This is a genomic window from Ferriphaselus sp. R-1, from assembly GCF_000746095.1.
Taxonomy (GTDB): domain Bacteria; phylum Pseudomonadota; class Gammaproteobacteria; order Burkholderiales; family Gallionellaceae; genus Ferriphaselus.
In genome coordinates this window covers 17,981-33,236 of record NZ_JQKP01000017.1, presented here as the reverse complement: position 1 = coordinate 33,236, position 15,256 = coordinate 17,981, and the positions used below count along the sequence as shown (strand labels likewise).

The following is a 15,256-nucleotide window of genomic DNA, read 5'->3' as shown; positions in this document are numbered from 1 at the left end:
CGTATTGTTTTCCCGGTCAGGGTCCAGAAACAGAAAATCCCGCAGCAAGCTACGGGATTGCCTGAGTGAATTATACCGGTATTAGAGAGGGACGGAGTGAGTCACGACCTCAAACCATTCGGCGACCGTCAGGCTGATCAGTACGAAATATTTCTTCACTTTGCATTCCTTTTCTAGATACGGGCAACATACCCGAGCAGTCAGATAGGGAATGTGCGGAAAAGTTCCACAAAAGAAAAAAGGGCTGTTGCCAGCCCTTTTTTTCGATACCGCAGTACGCGAGGATTATTCGCCTGCCACGGTCACGGTGATGTCCGCCACCACGTCGGTGTGCAGCGAAACGCTCACTGCATACTCGCCGATCTGCTTCAGGTGACCGTTAGGCATGCGCACTTGCGCCTTTTCCACGGTGAAACCTGCTGCAGCCAGTGCGTCAGCGATGTCGGCGTTGGTCACGGAACCGAACAGTTTTCCGTCCACGCCCGCCTTTTGGGCGATCGCCACGGTCACGCCGTTCATCTTCTCGGCCACGGCTTGAGCGGCAGCCAGCTTGGCCGCTTCAGCAGCTTGCAGTTCAGCACGACGAGCTTCGAATTCAGCCAGGGAAGCGGCAGTAGCGCGCTTGGCCTTGCCAGTGGGGATCAGGAAGTTGCGGGCGTAGCCGTTCTTGACCTTGACCACATCACCCAGTTGACCCAGGTTGATGACTTTTTCCATCAGAATGATTTGCATGTTCTACTCCTTAGTGCAGATCGGTGTAGGGCAGCAGCGCCAGGAAGCGTGCGCGCTTGACCGCTGTGCTCAGTTGACGCTGATAGCGAGTCTTGGTGCCGGTGATGCGAGCCGGGATCAGCTTGCCGTTTTCGGTGATGAATTCCTTCAGGATGTTCACATCCTTGTAATCCACTTCGGCGATCTTCTCGGCGGTGAAGCGGCAGAACTTGCGACGCTTGAACAGCTGACGCGAAGAGTTGCCCTTCTTGTCGTCCTTCTTGTTGGTGAAACGAGCCATTTGGTGCTCCTTATTCCAGAATAATGTTTTCGATATGCAGAACCAGTTGCGTACTGCGCAGACTACGCTGGGCGATGAATCCGCCTGCTTTCACCTTGTGCCCGACCTGCAGCGTTGCCGCGTGTCTGGCTGTATCGCCCAATGCCAGCGCAGTGATCTCACACTGCACCTGGCGCGGCGATCCGGCGTGTTGCTGGGTCGAACTGTGCTGGATCTTCAGTTCCAGCCGCTCCAACCCTGCCGGGGTGTAGCGCAATTCATCTCGCGCCGCGATGTGTCCGCAAATAACGAACCGGTTACAACTCACTCAATCAGGCAGCAGCCGCTGCCGGTGCTGCGTCGGAAACCACGTCGCCAGCCAGCGAACGGGACTTCTCTTCCTTCATCATTGGCGAAGGCGCAGTCACGGCGGCCTTGGTCTTGATGGTCAGGTGGCGCAGAACAGCGTCGTTGAACTTGAATGCGTGTTCCAGTTCGTCCAGGGTCTCCTGGTCGACTTCGATGTTCATCAGCACATAGTGTGCCTTGTGGATCTTCTGGATCGGGTAAGCCAGTTGGCGGCGGCCCCAGTCTTCCAGACGGTGGATCTGGCCAGCCTTGCTGGTGACCAGCGTGCGATAGCGCTCGATCATGGCAGGCACTTGCTCGCTCTGATCGGGATGCACGATAAATACGATTTCGTAGTGACGCATTACATCTCCTTGTGGATTAAAGCCCCCCGCTGGTCGCGGTGGAGCAAGGGAAAACCCCGTGATCTGCCAGCAGGCATTTCGCGGGAGCGCGGATTATACGGGATTATCACCCGCCGTCAACCGGCAACTATCTGATTTGCCAGTTCGATTCGCGGGATGGTGCGGGCGGCTCAGGCTGTCTGCGCGGCGGCCAGCGACTTCACTGGACTGGGCACCGTCAAGCGTTGCTCGACGACAGCCCCGGCATGGAACTGCCACAGGCTACCCGGCGGCATGACGACCCACGGCTCGTTGTCGGTAAGCGGCTGAGTGGCGATGACCGCGACACGGTCATCCGGCGTGGTGACCTCACTGAAGTCGATCAGCACGTCCTCATCCTTGAGATGGGCGACATTGAACGGTGCGCGGCGCACGATGTAACTCAACTCGGTGGAGCAATGCGCGAACAGGCTATCGCCGTTCGACAGCAGGAAATTGAAGATGCCCATCGCCGCCAGCGGCATACTCAGTTCGTGCAGGGCATCGAACAGTTCGGTGCGCTCCGGCATGGTTGCGCCGAAGCGATCGCGCAGGCTTTGCAACAGCCAGCAAAAGATGCGCTCACTGTCGGTGTTGCCTACGGGGACGAAGTTCCCGTTCAGCGTCGGCTGGAACTGCGGCAGGTCGCCGTTGTGCGCAAAGATCCAGTAGCGTCCCCACAGTTCGCGCTGGAAGGGATGCGTGTTCTCCAGCGTGACCAAGCCCTGCGTCGCCTTGCGGATATGGGCGATGACATTGAGTGAGCGGATGGGGTAGTTGCGCACCAACTCGGCGATGGGCGACTGGGCGGAAGGCAGCGGATCGAGGAACAGGCGCACGCCGCGATCCTCGAAGAAGGCGATGCCCCAGCCATCCGCGTGGACATCGGTCACGCCCCCACGTTTCTGGAAGCCCGTGAAAGAGAAGCAGATGTCCGTCGGGACGTTACAGTTCATGCCCAGCAGCTGGCACATCACTCCCCCTTGAAGCGCATGGAAAGGTCGATCGCCCGCACGTCCTTGGTCAATCCGCCGATGGAGATGCGATCCACTCCGGTCTCGGCGATGGCGCGCACGGTATCGAGATTCACCCCGCCGGAAGCCTCCAGCTGCGCGCGCCCAGCCGTGAGCGCAACCGCCGCACGCATGCCTGCTAGATCGAAATTGTCGAGCAGGACCAGTTGCGCCCCAGCCTCCAGCGCCTCCCGCAGTTCATCCAGACTCTCGACCTCGATCTGTATCGTGACAGCGGCGGGGGCCAAGCCTTGCGCCTGCAGCAAAGCAGCACGAATGCCGCCAGCAGCCAGTATGTGGTTCTCCTTGATGAGAATGCCATCGAACAGCCCGACGCGCTGATTGCAGCCCCCGCCGATACGCACCGCATATTTCTGAGCGATACGCAGCCCGGGCAGAGTCTTGCGCGTATCCAGGATGCGGGCGCGCGTACCCGTGACCGCTGCCACATACCGATGCGTCAAAGTCGCCGTGGCCGACAATGTCTGCAGAAAATTGAGGGCCGCACGCTCTGCCGTCAGCATGGCGCGGGCGTTGCCCGTGATCTCACACAGAGCTTGGCCCGCCGTCACAAGCCCGCCCTCCTGCGCCAACCAGCGGATGTCGCACGAGGGGTCCAGCCTGCGAAAACAGGCCTCGAACCAGGGCGTGCCACACAGCACCGCCGCTTCACGGGTGATGACCACGGCTTCGGCACGCGCATGCTCCGGGATCAATTGCGCAGTCAGGTCGCCGCCACGCACATCTTCACCCAGCGCCACACCGACATCGTGCTGGATCTGCGTTACGGGTATCGAGTTAAGTGGCATGTGATCTTTCCAGTCGCAGGATAGGCAGGTGCGCAGTCTAGCACCCTGGTTGGACAACAAAAAAGCCGCTTGCGCGGCTCATTTGACCACCCGCAGATGCGGGCGAGTGGGCGGATGGGGTGAGTCGGGAGGCTCATCTTCACTACGATCCCCGGACGAAACCTTGTTCGACCCGCCCTCCTGAAACACCAAGCCATTGCCATTTTCCTTAGCATAGATGCCGATCACGGCATCTATGGGCACGAACAGCTTGTGGGAAACCCCGCCGAACCGCCCGCTGCACGTCACCTCCTCGTTCCCGAGCTGGAGTTGACTCACGGCTTGCAGACTGATGTTCAGCACGATCTCCCCATTCCTGATATAGGCCTGCGGCACTCGCGTGTTGTCGTCTACACGCACATGCAGATAGGGTGTCAGTCCACTGTCCGTACACCATTCGTAGATCGCACGAATCAGGTAGGGCTTGGTCGACAGCTCGTCCACTTACTTGCGCATCGCCTTTTCGGAAGGGGTCATCGCTTCGAAATAAGCCGGGCGAGCAAACAAACGCTCGGCATATTTCATCACAGGTGCCGCTTCCTTGCCCAACTTGATGCCATAGTGGTCCAGGCGCCAGAGCAATGGGGCGATTGCGACATCCAGCATGGAATATTCGTCACCCAGCATGTACTTCTGCTTGGTGAAGATCGGAGCGATCTGCGTCAGGCCATCACGGACAGCCTGCCTGGCCTGCTCAACTTCCTTATCCGAACCATGCTCGATGGCCGGGATGTGACTGAACAGATCCTGTTCGAATCGGTGCAGGAACAAACGGGCACGGGCACGGGCCACGGGATCTGCTGGCATCAACTGCGGATGGGGGAAGCGCTCATCGATATATTCATTGATGATATTGGCTTCATACAGGATCAGATCCCGCTCCACCAAGGCCGGGACCTTGCCGTAGGGATTGATCACGGCAATGTCTTCCGGCTTGTTGAACACATCTACATCTACTATCTGGAAGTCCATGCCCTTTTCAAACAGCACGATACGGCAGCGCTGGCTGAATGGGCATGTCGTCCCTGAATACAACGTCATCATCGGTGGTTTATACCTTCAATATCTGGTTCTTGCGCATGGCCGAACGAACCAGATGGAAGCCGATGGTAGCTACCGCACCACCCACCACGACGACAGCCAGCAAAGGCAGTGTGCCCTTGCCATCCATCCCCGCCACCCAGTTGAACCGTTCGAAAAGGGTGCCAATGATAATACAAACCGCCACAAAATTGATAGCAGACAGACTATGACGCGGCCCTGGGAAGCACAGCGTAACGAACGGGATGACGAACTTCAGGAAGATCATCGACCACCACAGGAAGGTGTAGTTGCCATCCTGCATCGCGTAGATACGATCTGTCTCGTCCGGCAGGTTGCCATACCAGATGGTCAGGTATTGGGCAAAGAAGGTGTACACCCACAACAAGGTGAAGGCGAACAGCATCTGCGCGATGTAGTTGGGGATGTGATCCTTCACGTTGGCGCGCAATTTGCCGCCAGCATTCAGGAAGAACACCCAAACCACCAGGAAAGACAGGAACATGCCGAAATTACTGATGATGTTCTGCAGCCCATAGATGGCACTGTGCCAGGATGGCATCAGCGTCATTTCGAAGTCCCAAGACACCATCGTGCCATACAGCACGTAGAAGAACGGGATCCAGGTAGCCACGTTATGGAAGCTCTCCTTGTCGGCCTCGCTGCGGTCAGCCACTTCCTGACGCTTGAGATACACCGAGCACAGATAGCCCATGAACAACAGACCGATGATCTCACGCGCTGCCAGCAGGGGCATGGTGTACCAACCCGGCATGTGAACATCGGAGCCCAGATGCCCCAGCCACGGGAAAGTGTGGGAGCCGCCCGCCAACAACACCAGCAGCAGCACGAAGGCCAGCGGCAACAGCGCGAACAGGCTCTTGGCCAGTGGACGGATCTCACACTGCCAGCGTGCGCCGACCAAGTGCAACGTTGCAGTCAGCGCTACGCCGCCCAAAGAGAGCGACAAGACCACCAGGAAACTTACGGTCAATACCGACCAGTCGTAATAGGACATTATGTACCCCCCTTACTTGGCTGCGGCAGTCGCCGCCCCGCCCTGCAATGTCTTGCGGACATAGTTAACTACATGCCAGCGCTCGGTAGCATTCAGATCATTGGCATAGGCCGGCATGATCGCACCGCCGAAGGTCATATAGCCCCAGATGAAGCCATCCGTACGCGACCTGGTCTGATCGGCGGTCAGGTCGAAAGGCTGCAAGACCAGCTTTTCACCGACCTTGCCATCGCCTTTGCCTCCAGCTCCATGACACGCCGAGCAGTAGATCGCAAACAGGCGCTTGCCCTCAGCAACGGACTTTTCGTCCGCAGGCACGGGATTCGCCATCTTCTCGGCAGCGCCCTGATCCTTCACAAAACTCGATGTTCCGGCAACCGGCACCGAACGCTTGGGGAAGGGCTTCATGCCGCCAGCCTTACCATCCACACTTTCCTGTGGCTTGATGCTGATCTGATTGGCCATGTCGTGATCCCACGGGAACGCTTGAGCCAGTGTAGGCGCCAATGCCAGCGCGATTGTCAGGGTTAGTTTTTTCATTTCCCAGCCTCTTCCTGAATTTCCAAAGCCTGATGCTTGGTGAACACTGCCTTGAGTGCTGCCACGGCAGAGTCGTCGCCCTTCACCAGAATCGCGATCTGGTCTTCCTGCACCTTGGCGCTATACAGCGGCGAGCGCTTGGCCGGCAGACCAGCACACACCAAGAAGCCCAGCACCGAGATGAACACCCCACCCAGAATGAACATCTCGTAGGTCAACACGAAGTTGGCGGGTAGCGGAACGATGGGCTTGCCACCCTTCATCTGCGAGTAGAAGTTGGCCTGGGCACCCGAAATCAGGAAGAAACCCAGCAAACCGCCCAGAATCGAACCCACCAGCGTGAACCACTGCACATTGGCAGAGCGCTGACCCAGCACGTCCTCGACTTCGTGGTGCTCGATTGGCGACTTCAGCACCAAGTCATCAAAATTGAAACCCTTGATGGATGTCTCGCGCAACTCCTTGATGACGGCTTCCGCCTCATCAAAGTTGTTGAACAAGGCAAGCAAATGTCGTTGACTCATTTAGTGGCCTCCCTTTCCGCCCATTTTTGATGCCAAGCTGCGGTGATACACCATTTCCTTCACTTCATACATGGAAACGGATGGGAACACCTTACAGAAGATCATGAACAACAGGGTGAACCAGCCGAAGCTCGCGAACACCATGCCCCACTGCACGAAGCTGGGCCACTGGTCGTGATCCCAGGTCCATGGGTAATAACCATGCGAGAAGGTTGGCGCGACGATCATCCAGCGTTCCAGCCACATCCCCAGATTCAGCAACAGCGACACCGAGAACAGCATCGGGATGTTGGTCTGCACCTTCTTGAAGGCCAGCGCCAAAGGAACCACGGAGCCGCAGATGATCATGCCCCACCATGCGAACGCATACGGGCCGGTCGCCTTCTGGATCAACACATCCTTGGAAGCCTGATCGTGGCTGTACCACACCGAGGCGAACTCGATCGCGTTCAGATAGGTCCACACCATGGCGATCGCGAAGGTCAGACGTGCGGTCTTCTTCAGGATCGGCAAGGTCATGTATTCCTCGAACTTGAACACATAGCGCAAGATGATGAACAGCGTGATGATCGCAGCACAACCGGAATACAGCGCGCCAGCCACGAAGTACGGCGGGAACGAAGTCACGTGCCAGCCCGGCTGTTGCGACATGGCGAAGTCCGAAGCCACGATGGAGTGCACCGACACCGCCAGCGGGATCAAGTAACAAGCCACAGTCAGGTAAGTCACGCGGAAGTTGCGCCATTGACGGTCGGTACCTTCCCAACCCAGTGCCAGCACGGTGTACAACTTCTTGCGCCAGCCCGGATGCAGGTGGTCACGACAGATCGCCAGGTCGGGGATCATGCCGATGAACAGGAAGATCACAGACGAACTCAGGTAAGTGAAGATCGCCATCGCATCCCACAGCAGGGGCGACTGGAAGTTCGGCCACAGACCGCGCTCGTTCGGATAAGGCAATGAGTAGTAGAACTGCCACAAACGACCCAAGTGCACCATCACGAACAGACCCGCCGTCATCAGCGAGAAGGTCGTCATTGCTTCCGCGAAACGGTAGATCGGCTTGCGCCAGTCAGCATGCATCAAGTGCAGAATCGCCGACAGCAGCGTACCGGAGTGGCTCATGCCGATCCAGAAAATGAAGGTAGCGATGAACAGCCCCCAGACATGGGGATTGTTCAGGTTGGCCACGCCCATACCTTGGCGATACTGATACGCCTCCAGCGACACACCGCCGAGGAACATCAGCAACGCCACACCCACGATCACCCAATACAGGGGACGGGGGCTTTCCAGACTCTTGAGCACATCGGTGTTAATCTTGGCCCAAGAGATGTCTTCACGAATATCTTTTCCCATCTTCTTCTTCCTCTTCCCTTAAACCGCGCTCTCGCGGACGCGTTCCAGGTACATCACTGATGGATAGGCACGCAGCTCTTCGAAGATACGATAACCGCGCAGTTTGGTCGTGCTGTGATGCTCGCCCACTTCGTGGCTATCATCACCCTCGTCCTTGGCCTGCTTGTCAACGGCCAGCTCGACTTGCTGAGCCTTCCACTGCTTAGCCACCTTGGAGGCCGGATCGACCAAGTTACCGAAGCTGATCGCGCTGGTCGGGCAAGCTTGCTGACATGCGGTCTGCACTTCGCCGTCCTGCACCAAGCGCCCCTCGTTACGGGCATTGTGCTTGGCAACGGTCAGACGCTGCACGCAGAACGTGCACTTCTCCATCACACCCTTGGTACGCACCGTCACGTCCGGATTGAGCTGCTGCTCCATCGGGGAGGGCCAAGAGATCTCCTGATCCGGGTAGCTGTACCAGTTGAAGTAACGCACCTTGAACGGGCAGTTGGCCGAACAGTAACGCGAACCCACACAGCGGTTGTACACCTGAGAGTTCAAACCGTCAGCCGTATGATTGGTCGCACCCACCGGGCACACCGTCTCACATGGAGCGGCTTCGCAATGCTGGCACATCATGGGCAGGAATTGCGCGCCCTGATCCGGCATGTCGCGACCATCCTCATCCCAATAACGCTCGATGCGCATCCAGTGCATCTGCTGCCCATGCTCGAACTTGTCCTTGCCTACCGCAGGCAGGTTGTTCTCGGCATAGCAAGCGACGCTGCACGCGTTGCAACCGGTACACGCATCCAGATCGATGGCCATCGCCCACTTGTATTCCGCATGCGGGGCATCACCCACCGGGTGGGTGTGGCGCACTGCGGACCAGTTTTGTAACAGATTAGAAACCGACACGATCAGACCTCCTTGGAAAGATCAACGTTGTTCGATGCCAGACGGCCAGCGATCTTCTTGCCTGCCTGACTGCCTCCGGCGGCGCCTTCTTCCTTGACCACGATCACGCGCTTGCCTGTCTTGCTGACCTTGACATGCGTTTCGTTGATGGCCAGCTCACCAGTCTCCTGATCGAACACTGGATCGAGCATCTGGAACACGTTGGCACCCACACCCTTGGCATAACGGCCCAACTCGGTGTGACCGTTACCGAACGGCACGGAGACCGCATCCGGATGGATGCCCGGGAAGATGTAGGCTTGCGCCTTGATCGAACCGCTCTTGGACGTGACTTCGACGATATCGCCCTCGACGATGCCCAACTTGGCCGCCGTCTTGGGATGCATCTCGACCCAGCTATCCCACACAATGGTAGTCAGCGGATCGGGCGATTCCTGCAACCAGGGCAGGTTGGCATGACGACCATCGCGCATCGAAGGCTGCACATAGGGCAGCAAGCGCAGCGGGAACGCTGCATCGGCTACCGCAGCCGCCGGGAGCGTGACTGCCGAAGCACTGGTGCGCAGGGAGGACGAGGCGTTGCCGGTCTTGACCATGCCGCTGCTCAGCACCGTGCTCCAGAACTCGTCGTCGTCCATGCCAGCGCCGCCCAGCGAACCCTTGGCCTGCACCACGGCACCGCGCAGATAAGCGTAGTAGTCTTCGAATGCCTTGTAGTCGTCTGCCTTTTGCTGCTTGACCAAGCTCAGCAGAATATCGCCCGCGCTGCGGGTGTTGTCATACAGACGTTCCATCAGCGGCTGCTGGATACCGATGTGCGCATCGCCTGCCTGATATTCGGCCACCACGGTGCCCCAGCTTTCCATCGCGGAATCCAGCGGCAACACCAGATCGGCCTGGGCTGCGGTCTCGTCGATGGCATCGGCCAGCGCCACCTTGAAGGCGGCTTTCTTCAGATTGTCAGCGAGCTTCATGAAGGCAGGCGCGGAGTACACCGGGTTCGCACCTAGCGTGAACACCACCTTGAACTTGCCAGCGGCCAGCCCATCGTTGAACGCCTTCAGGCCAGCCGTACCGCCTGCGGTCGGAGCCAGTTGCGGGAACGGCACCACGCTCGGTGCTTCGACGGTCTTGCCGACGTTACCCAGCACCTGATTGAGCAGGGCGACAGCGGCGGCGTTCTGCGAACCGTGCGCATAACCTTCCGCGCCACCACCCGCGATCACCAGGCTGGGGCTGCGTTCCTTCAGCACGGCAGCCAGCTTCTGGATCTGCTCAGCCGATACGCCGGTATCCTTGCTCACGCGCTCCACGCCATAGGCGGACACGGAAGCGGCAATATCAGACGGGATCGACACACCCGCCGCGCCCAGCGCGTTGATCAGACCCAGCGCCAGCACACCCTCGGTGCCGGGATTCGCCGGAATCCAGCGGTCGGCATTCGCGCCGGTCAGCGTCATCTTCGGCTCGATCTGCACCAGCACACCGCGACCGCCGTTGTTCACGCCTTTGCGGAACTGCGCATATTGCTGGGAGAAGTTCACCGGAGACACCCAGGAACCGAGGAAGTCCGCGCCGAACGATACGATGACCTTGGCCTTGTCCAGACGCAGCGCAGGCATCTCATTGCCATACGCCTTCTTGTTGGAAGCGCGCATCACCGCAGGTGCCACTGCGTCATAGACGAAGTGGTTCTTGCTGCCCAGCGCATCCATGTAGTTGCCCAGCAACACCTTAAGGTGACCACTGAGGTTGCCGGTCAGGAAGGCGATCTCGTCGCCGGAAACGCCCGTCAGCTTTTCCTTGACCTGACCCAGCGCCTTTTCCCAATCCAGCTTCTCGCCCTTGCCGGTACGCGGCTCGGTCACACGATCCGGGTTGTAGTGCGCCTGCACACCCGCCTGGCCCAAGCCACACAAACGACCGCGATTGATGCTGGAGGCGGCATTGCCTTCCAGCTTCAGTACGCGACCTTCGCGAACCTTGCCGGTGATGCCGCATGCCGCATCACACTGGGCACATGTGGAGTTAAAGTACACGCCGATCCCCGGAATCATGTACTCGTTGGCTTCCACGTACGAAACTACGTTTTCCACGCCATCCTGTACCGAAGTGAAGCCACAGCCGCTCACCGCCACTGCCGCACCCCCCCATCCCAGGACCTTCAGGAAATCGCGTCGATTGAACTCGTTTTCGATCATCACACCCTCTCTAGCTTATTCTGTCCGTATGCCCACGACTTACTTGTGGCATTGCCAGCAATCGTTCGGCCCTTGGGCAGTCGCTTGCGCAGTCTTGTCTGTCGGATGAGCCTTTTCGTGGCAAGAGACACACCAGCCCATGGAAAGCGGCTTCTGGCGGCGCGCCACCGTACCTTCTTTCACATCACCGTGGCAGTAGCCGCAGACTTCCTGCACGGGCTTGTCCTGCTGCACGATGAAGCGCTTGACGTGACGCTCATGATTGAAGCGCACGTAGTCAGGCAGGTCGTGCACTTTCTTCCAGGCGATGGGCTTCTTCTCGTCCCAGTGCTTGAACAACTCCTTGATGCGCGGTTTGTCCTTCACGGATTCGATACCGTTGTGACAGCCCATACACTTTTGCAGCGGCGGAATACCGGCTACCGGAGCCCGACGTGCATAGGTATGGCAGTACATACAGTTGATTCCCATATCCTTGGCATGCCGGTTATGTGGAAACTCGATAGGCTGATCGACCTGAGGACCCAGATCATCTGCCGTATTGACAGGCGGCAAGGTATCGGCAGCAAAGCTGGACGAACCCGAAAACAGCCCGATAAGCAAAATGGACAAACGTAAAAAATGCCGCATCTCAGGAGGCTCCCCCAAACAAAATTACAACAATAAAGCACTGGCAAGACCACGCCAGCATCTACTACAACTAACAACTCACGGAAAAATCGGAGTGCGCCGCATTGCTCTTCTAACTCCACTACCCAATCGGGTAGGTGCGACTTACACCAGAGAGCATCATCCCTGCTCGAATATTCAAAGTCAATACTGATAGCAAGACATCCCCGCCAGCCACCGCAAAAAACCTTTCCGAGAAAGAGGTTGCACAAATTTCAAAAATCCTTGAAAGTTCGCAAATGGAAGTCGAAACCCTCTCTTGCACCGCTTGGCGCTTCATTCATCACTTTGGCGAGATGGGCAGTCGCTGGGGTATCAGCCGCACTGTCGGGCAGATTTATGCATTGCTTTACATCTCACCCGAACCCCTGAATGCCGACGACTTGGCCCATCTGCTGACGTTCTCCCGCTCCAACGTGAGTATCGGACTGAAGGAGTTGCAGAGCTGGCGATTGTTGCGCTCGGAGTACCGGGCAGGTGATCGCCGCGAGTATTTCCGAGCACCCGAGGATGTATGGGAGATCTTCCGCACACTAGCCGATGAACGCCGCCGGCGTGAGGTCGAACCGACGCTGACCGTCTTGCGGGAATGCCTGCTCGAATCCGCGACAACACCCCACGGCGAACATGTGCTGAATCGCTTGCAGGCCATGCACGACCTGATCTCGATGTCCAACGACTGGTTCCTCGACATCCAGAAGCTGAGCACCGACGACCTGACCTCGCTGATGCGCCTGGGCTCCCAAGCGCAAAAACTGCTGCAAGCGAAGAATCGACTGCTGTCCTTCATGCGCAGCGAAGAACAACCCGACACCAGCAGTAACTGACCTCTCTCACCCATGAACGAAGAACAAGCCGTACTCGATTTTTTTGCCCAGGAAGAGAACCTGCCTCTGGCTTTGTCCGTCACCGATCTGGTCGACGGCATCCGCCAGCGACTGAACAACCGCTTCTGGGCCAACACGCACGCCGCACTGAATGAGCTCGTCGCCATGCACGATCTGCCCTGGTTCTGCGAACTGACCGAAGATCGCAACGCCGAAGAGTGCCTGGTCGGCACCTATCTGCAAGCACGCAGCGGTCAGCGGGTCTTCCTGCGCCCCTTCATGGAACAGCAATTACTGGGAGACTCCCACCGGATCTACGCCGGGCTGATGTGGAACGTCTCGCCCTCGCCCGAACAGGCCGCGCTCCCCGCCGTGACCGCCTTGCGCGACCAACTGCTGACGCAGGGCTTCAAGAGCAACGACAACTTCCTGGTCTGGCAATGGACCTCGCTGTATCCACGCCGCAAGGACTTCCTGCTGCGCTTGACCGAGCGTCCCGACGCGCTGATGGCAGAGGTGATGGAGTGGTGGCAGAGCATCTTGCTGGAGCATGCCCCGGCGCTGCAAGCCGCGAATTCCGCCCTGAACCAGTCGCCGCCCGTCGCCACGGTCTCGCTGGACCAGCTGCGCAGCAGCCTGAAAAAAGCCTAGACCGGCACGTCCATATCGAAGAATTGGTGCTCGATGCCGAATCGGGCCTGCAAGTGCTCACCGAGCGCCTGCACACCGAAACGCTCGGTGGCGTGGTGCCCGGCGGCGATGAAGGCCACGCCCGTCTCTTCCGCCAGATGCGCATGCCGCTCCGATATCTCACCCGTGAGATAAGCATCCGCACCCAAAGCCACCGCCTGCTCGAAATAGTCTTGCGCACCGCCGCTGCACCAGGCGATGCGACGTACGATGCGCGCTTCATCACCGATCACCAGCGGCTCCCGCTGCAAAACCACGGCGACCTGACGCGACAGCTCACCCAACGATTTCGGCTGCGCCACCGCGCCGTAACGAGCCAGCTCCTGATCCCCGAAGCCACCCTGCTCGACCCAGCCCAGCCGCCGGGCCAGCTGTGCGTTGTTGCCCAGTTCCGGGTGTGCATCCAGCGGCAGATGGTAGGCCAGCAGACTGACATCGGCACGCAGCAACTTGGCGATGCGCTGCTTCTTGATGCCGACCAGCGTCGCCTCCTCGCCGCGCCAGAAATAGCCGTGGTGCACCAGCACCGCATCCGCCCCCCATGCCAGCGCCGCATCCAGCAACCGCTGCGAGGCCGTCACGCCGGTGGCGATGCGCGCGACCTCCGCCCGCCCCTCGACCTGTATGCCGTTCGGACAGTAATCGCGAAAACGGCTGACTTCCAGCAGGCTTCCGATATAATCGCGCAACTCGCTCAACAACATAATAAAACTCCTGAATCTCGGGTTACGCCATCATACCATGCGCAAATTCTGGCTCCTGTTCGCCCAGGCCACCACCATCGGCTTGGCCGTCCTGTTCATCATCCACACGCTGCGCCCCGAACTGCTACCCAAGGCGGCCAGCAGCGGCGGCATCGTCACCTTGCACGAGGATGCCGCCGAGACCGGCAGCCAACTCCCCGGCACGGGCTTCAGCACTGCCGCGAAGAAGGTCATGCCCTCGGTGGTCAACATCTACACCAGCACCGAAGTCAAAGCCAACCCACTGCTGGACGACCCGCGCTTCCGCTTCTTCTTCGGCGACCAGTATGACGATGCCGCCACCGAACGCAGCAACAGCCTGGGTTCCGGGGTCATCGTCAGCGACGACGGCTACATCATCACCAATCACCACGTGGTCGAATCCGCCGACCAGATCGAGGTCGCCCTGGCCGATGGCCGCAACGCGCGGGCGCGCATCATCGGCTCCGACCCCGAGACCGACCTCGCCGTCATCAAGATCGACCTGCCCGGCGGCCTGCCTGCCATCACCTTCGGTCATTCCGACAAAGCTCAGGTCGGCGACGTGGTACTCGCCATCGGCAACCCTTTCGGTGTCGGCCAGACCGTCACCATGGGCATCGTCAGCGCGCTCAAGCGCAACCACCTCGGCCTGAACACCTTCGAGAACTTCATCCAGACCGATGCCGCCATCAATCCCGGCAACTCCGGCGGTGCGCTGGTGGACGTGAACGGCAACCTGATCGGCATCAACAGCGCCATCTATTCGCCCAACGGCGGCTCGCTCGGCATCGGCTTCGCCATCCCGGTCAGCACCGCCAAGAAGGTAATGGAACAGATCATCCAGACCGGCTCGGTCACGCGCGGCTGGATCGGTGTCGCCATCCAGGAGCTCACCCCCGAACTGGCCGACTCGTTCAAGCTGGGCAACCGCAGCGGCGTACTGATCTCGGAAGTCGTGCGCGGCGGCCCCGCCGAGCAAGCCGGTGTCCGTGCCGGTGACATCCTGCTGGCGGTGGGCGACAAAGAGCTGACCGACTCTACCTCCATGCTGGAAGCCATCGCCGCTCTGCCGCCGGGCAAGATGGCCGTGCTGCACTTGCTGCGCAACCAGAACGAAGTGGTCGCCCAGGTAAAAATCGGCAAGCGCCCCAAGCCACGCAACAAATAACCCGTTCCGCA

The 15,256-nt window shown here is 59.1% G+C and carries 19 protein-coding genes; 3 read left to right on the top strand and 16 right to left on the bottom strand.

What is annotated here, in order from left to right; all coding sequences use genetic code 11:
* Nucleotides 1-285 precede the first annotated feature (285 nt).
* The 15 genes from rplI to DM08_RS13265 all read right to left on the bottom strand — a co-directional run bounded on the left by rplI (nucleotide 286) and on the right by DM08_RS13265 (nucleotide 11,796).
* Entirely contained in the window at nucleotides 286-732 is a 447-nt protein-coding gene (gene rplI, locus DM08_RS10055) for a 50S ribosomal protein L9 (RefSeq protein ID WP_035384540.1), read from the bottom strand.
* Nucleotides 733-742: 10 nt separating this feature from the next.
* Nucleotides 743-1,012 (bottom strand): 30S ribosomal protein S18, encoded by a 270-nt coding sequence (gene rpsR, locus DM08_RS10050; protein ID WP_035384539.1) that lies wholly within the window; start codon nucleotides 1,010-1,012, stop codon nucleotides 743-745.
* A gap of 10 nt (nucleotides 1,013-1,022) precedes the next feature.
* Nucleotides 1,023-1,319, bottom strand: a complete 297-nt coding sequence (gene priB, locus DM08_RS10045) for a primosomal replication protein N (protein ID WP_035384538.1) — start codon at nucleotides 1,317-1,319, stop codon at nucleotides 1,023-1,025.
* Between the two features lie 4 nt (nucleotides 1,320-1,323).
* On the bottom strand, nucleotides 1,324-1,704 hold the full coding sequence (rpsF, locus tag DM08_RS10040; RefSeq protein ID WP_035384537.1) for a 30S ribosomal protein S6: 381 nt from the start codon (nucleotides 1,702-1,704) through the stop codon (nucleotides 1,324-1,326).
* Between the two features lie 170 nt (nucleotides 1,705-1,874).
* The gene (locus DM08_RS10035; protein ID WP_035384536.1) at nucleotides 1,875-2,696 is read right to left on the bottom strand and encodes a class II glutamine amidotransferase; all 822 of its coding nucleotides are present in this window, start codon (nucleotides 2,694-2,696) and stop codon (nucleotides 1,875-1,877) included.
* Nucleotides 2,696-3,544, bottom strand: coding sequence for a carboxylating nicotinate-nucleotide diphosphorylase (gene nadC / locus DM08_RS10030; RefSeq protein WP_035384535.1), 849 nt, complete (start codon nucleotides 3,542-3,544; stop codon nucleotides 2,696-2,698). The genes DM08_RS10035 and nadC overlap by 1 nt, the downstream gene beginning before the upstream one ends.
* Before the next feature lie 78 nt (nucleotides 3,545-3,622).
* The gene (locus DM08_RS10025) at nucleotides 3,623-4,027 is read right to left on the bottom strand and encodes a ClpXP protease specificity-enhancing factor (RefSeq protein ID WP_035384534.1); all 405 of its coding nucleotides are present in this window, start codon (nucleotides 4,025-4,027) and stop codon (nucleotides 3,623-3,625) included.
* Nucleotides 4,028-4,627: a glutathione S-transferase N-terminal domain-containing protein gene (locus DM08_RS10020; RefSeq protein ID WP_035384533.1), complete on the bottom strand. Its 600-nt coding sequence runs from the start codon at nucleotides 4,625-4,627 to the stop codon at nucleotides 4,028-4,030.
* A gap of 7 nt (nucleotides 4,628-4,634) precedes the next feature.
* The gene (locus DM08_RS10015) at nucleotides 4,635-5,642 is read right to left on the bottom strand and encodes a hypothetical protein (protein WP_237560267.1); all 1,008 of its coding nucleotides are present in this window, start codon (nucleotides 5,640-5,642) and stop codon (nucleotides 4,635-4,637) included.
* A 12-nt stretch (nucleotides 5,643-5,654) separates the two neighbouring features.
* Complete coding sequence (locus DM08_RS10010; protein WP_035384531.1) at nucleotides 5,655-6,182, bottom strand: c-type cytochrome; 528 nt, start codon at nucleotides 6,180-6,182, stop codon at nucleotides 5,655-5,657.
* A complete protein-coding gene (locus tag DM08_RS10005; RefSeq protein WP_035384530.1) occupies nucleotides 6,179-6,706 on the bottom strand; it encodes a DUF3341 domain-containing protein in 528 nt (175 codons plus the stop codon). The genes DM08_RS10010 and DM08_RS10005 overlap by 4 nt, the downstream gene beginning before the upstream one ends.
* Nucleotides 6,707-8,065: an NrfD/PsrC family molybdoenzyme membrane anchor subunit gene (nrfD, locus tag DM08_RS10000; RefSeq protein ID WP_035384529.1), complete on the bottom strand. Its 1,359-nt coding sequence runs from the start codon at nucleotides 8,063-8,065 to the stop codon at nucleotides 6,707-6,709.
* Between the two features lie 18 nt (nucleotides 8,066-8,083).
* On the bottom strand, nucleotides 8,084-8,965 hold the full coding sequence (locus DM08_RS09995) for a 4Fe-4S dicluster domain-containing protein (protein WP_035384528.1): 882 nt from the start codon (nucleotides 8,963-8,965) through the stop codon (nucleotides 8,084-8,086).
* Between the two features lie 2 nt (nucleotides 8,966-8,967).
* Nucleotides 8,968-11,166: a molybdopterin-dependent oxidoreductase gene (locus DM08_RS09990; protein WP_035384527.1), complete on the bottom strand. Its 2,199-nt coding sequence runs from the start codon at nucleotides 11,164-11,166 to the stop codon at nucleotides 8,968-8,970.
* A gap of 39 nt (nucleotides 11,167-11,205) precedes the next feature.
* Nucleotides 11,206-11,796 carry a cytochrome c3 family protein gene (locus DM08_RS13265; RefSeq protein WP_035384526.1) on the bottom strand — a complete coding sequence of 197 codons (591 nt, stop codon included), beginning with the start codon at nucleotides 11,794-11,796 and terminating at the stop codon, nucleotides 11,206-11,208.
* Between the two features lie 278 nt (nucleotides 11,797-12,074).
* Between DM08_RS13265 and DM08_RS09980 the strand changes: the two genes are divergently transcribed.
* Both DM08_RS09980 and DM08_RS09975 read left to right on the top strand, forming a co-directional pair.
* Complete coding sequence (locus DM08_RS09980; RefSeq protein WP_035384525.1) at nucleotides 12,075-12,662, top strand: GbsR/MarR family transcriptional regulator; 588 nt, start codon at nucleotides 12,075-12,077, stop codon at nucleotides 12,660-12,662.
* Between the two features lie 12 nt (nucleotides 12,663-12,674).
* Nucleotides 12,675-13,313: a hypothetical protein gene (locus tag DM08_RS09975; protein ID WP_035384524.1), complete on the top strand. Its 639-nt coding sequence runs from the start codon at nucleotides 12,675-12,677 to the stop codon at nucleotides 13,311-13,313.
* On the opposite strand, the gene DM08_RS09970 is transcribed toward DM08_RS09975, so the two are convergent.
* The gene (locus tag DM08_RS09970; RefSeq protein WP_035384523.1) at nucleotides 13,310-14,056 is read right to left on the bottom strand and encodes a Nif3-like dinuclear metal center hexameric protein; all 747 of its coding nucleotides are present in this window, start codon (nucleotides 14,054-14,056) and stop codon (nucleotides 13,310-13,312) included. The genes DM08_RS09975 and DM08_RS09970 overlap by 4 nt on opposite strands.
* A 37-nt stretch (nucleotides 14,057-14,093) precedes the next feature.
* Here DM08_RS09970 and DM08_RS09965 point away from each other — a divergent pair, with 37 nt between their 5' ends.
* Nucleotides 14,094-15,245 carry a Do family serine endopeptidase gene (locus DM08_RS09965; protein WP_035384522.1) on the top strand — a complete coding sequence of 384 codons (1,152 nt, stop codon included), beginning with the start codon at nucleotides 14,094-14,096 and terminating at the stop codon, nucleotides 15,243-15,245.
* The last annotated feature ends 11 nt before the right edge of the window (nucleotides 15,246-15,256 follow it).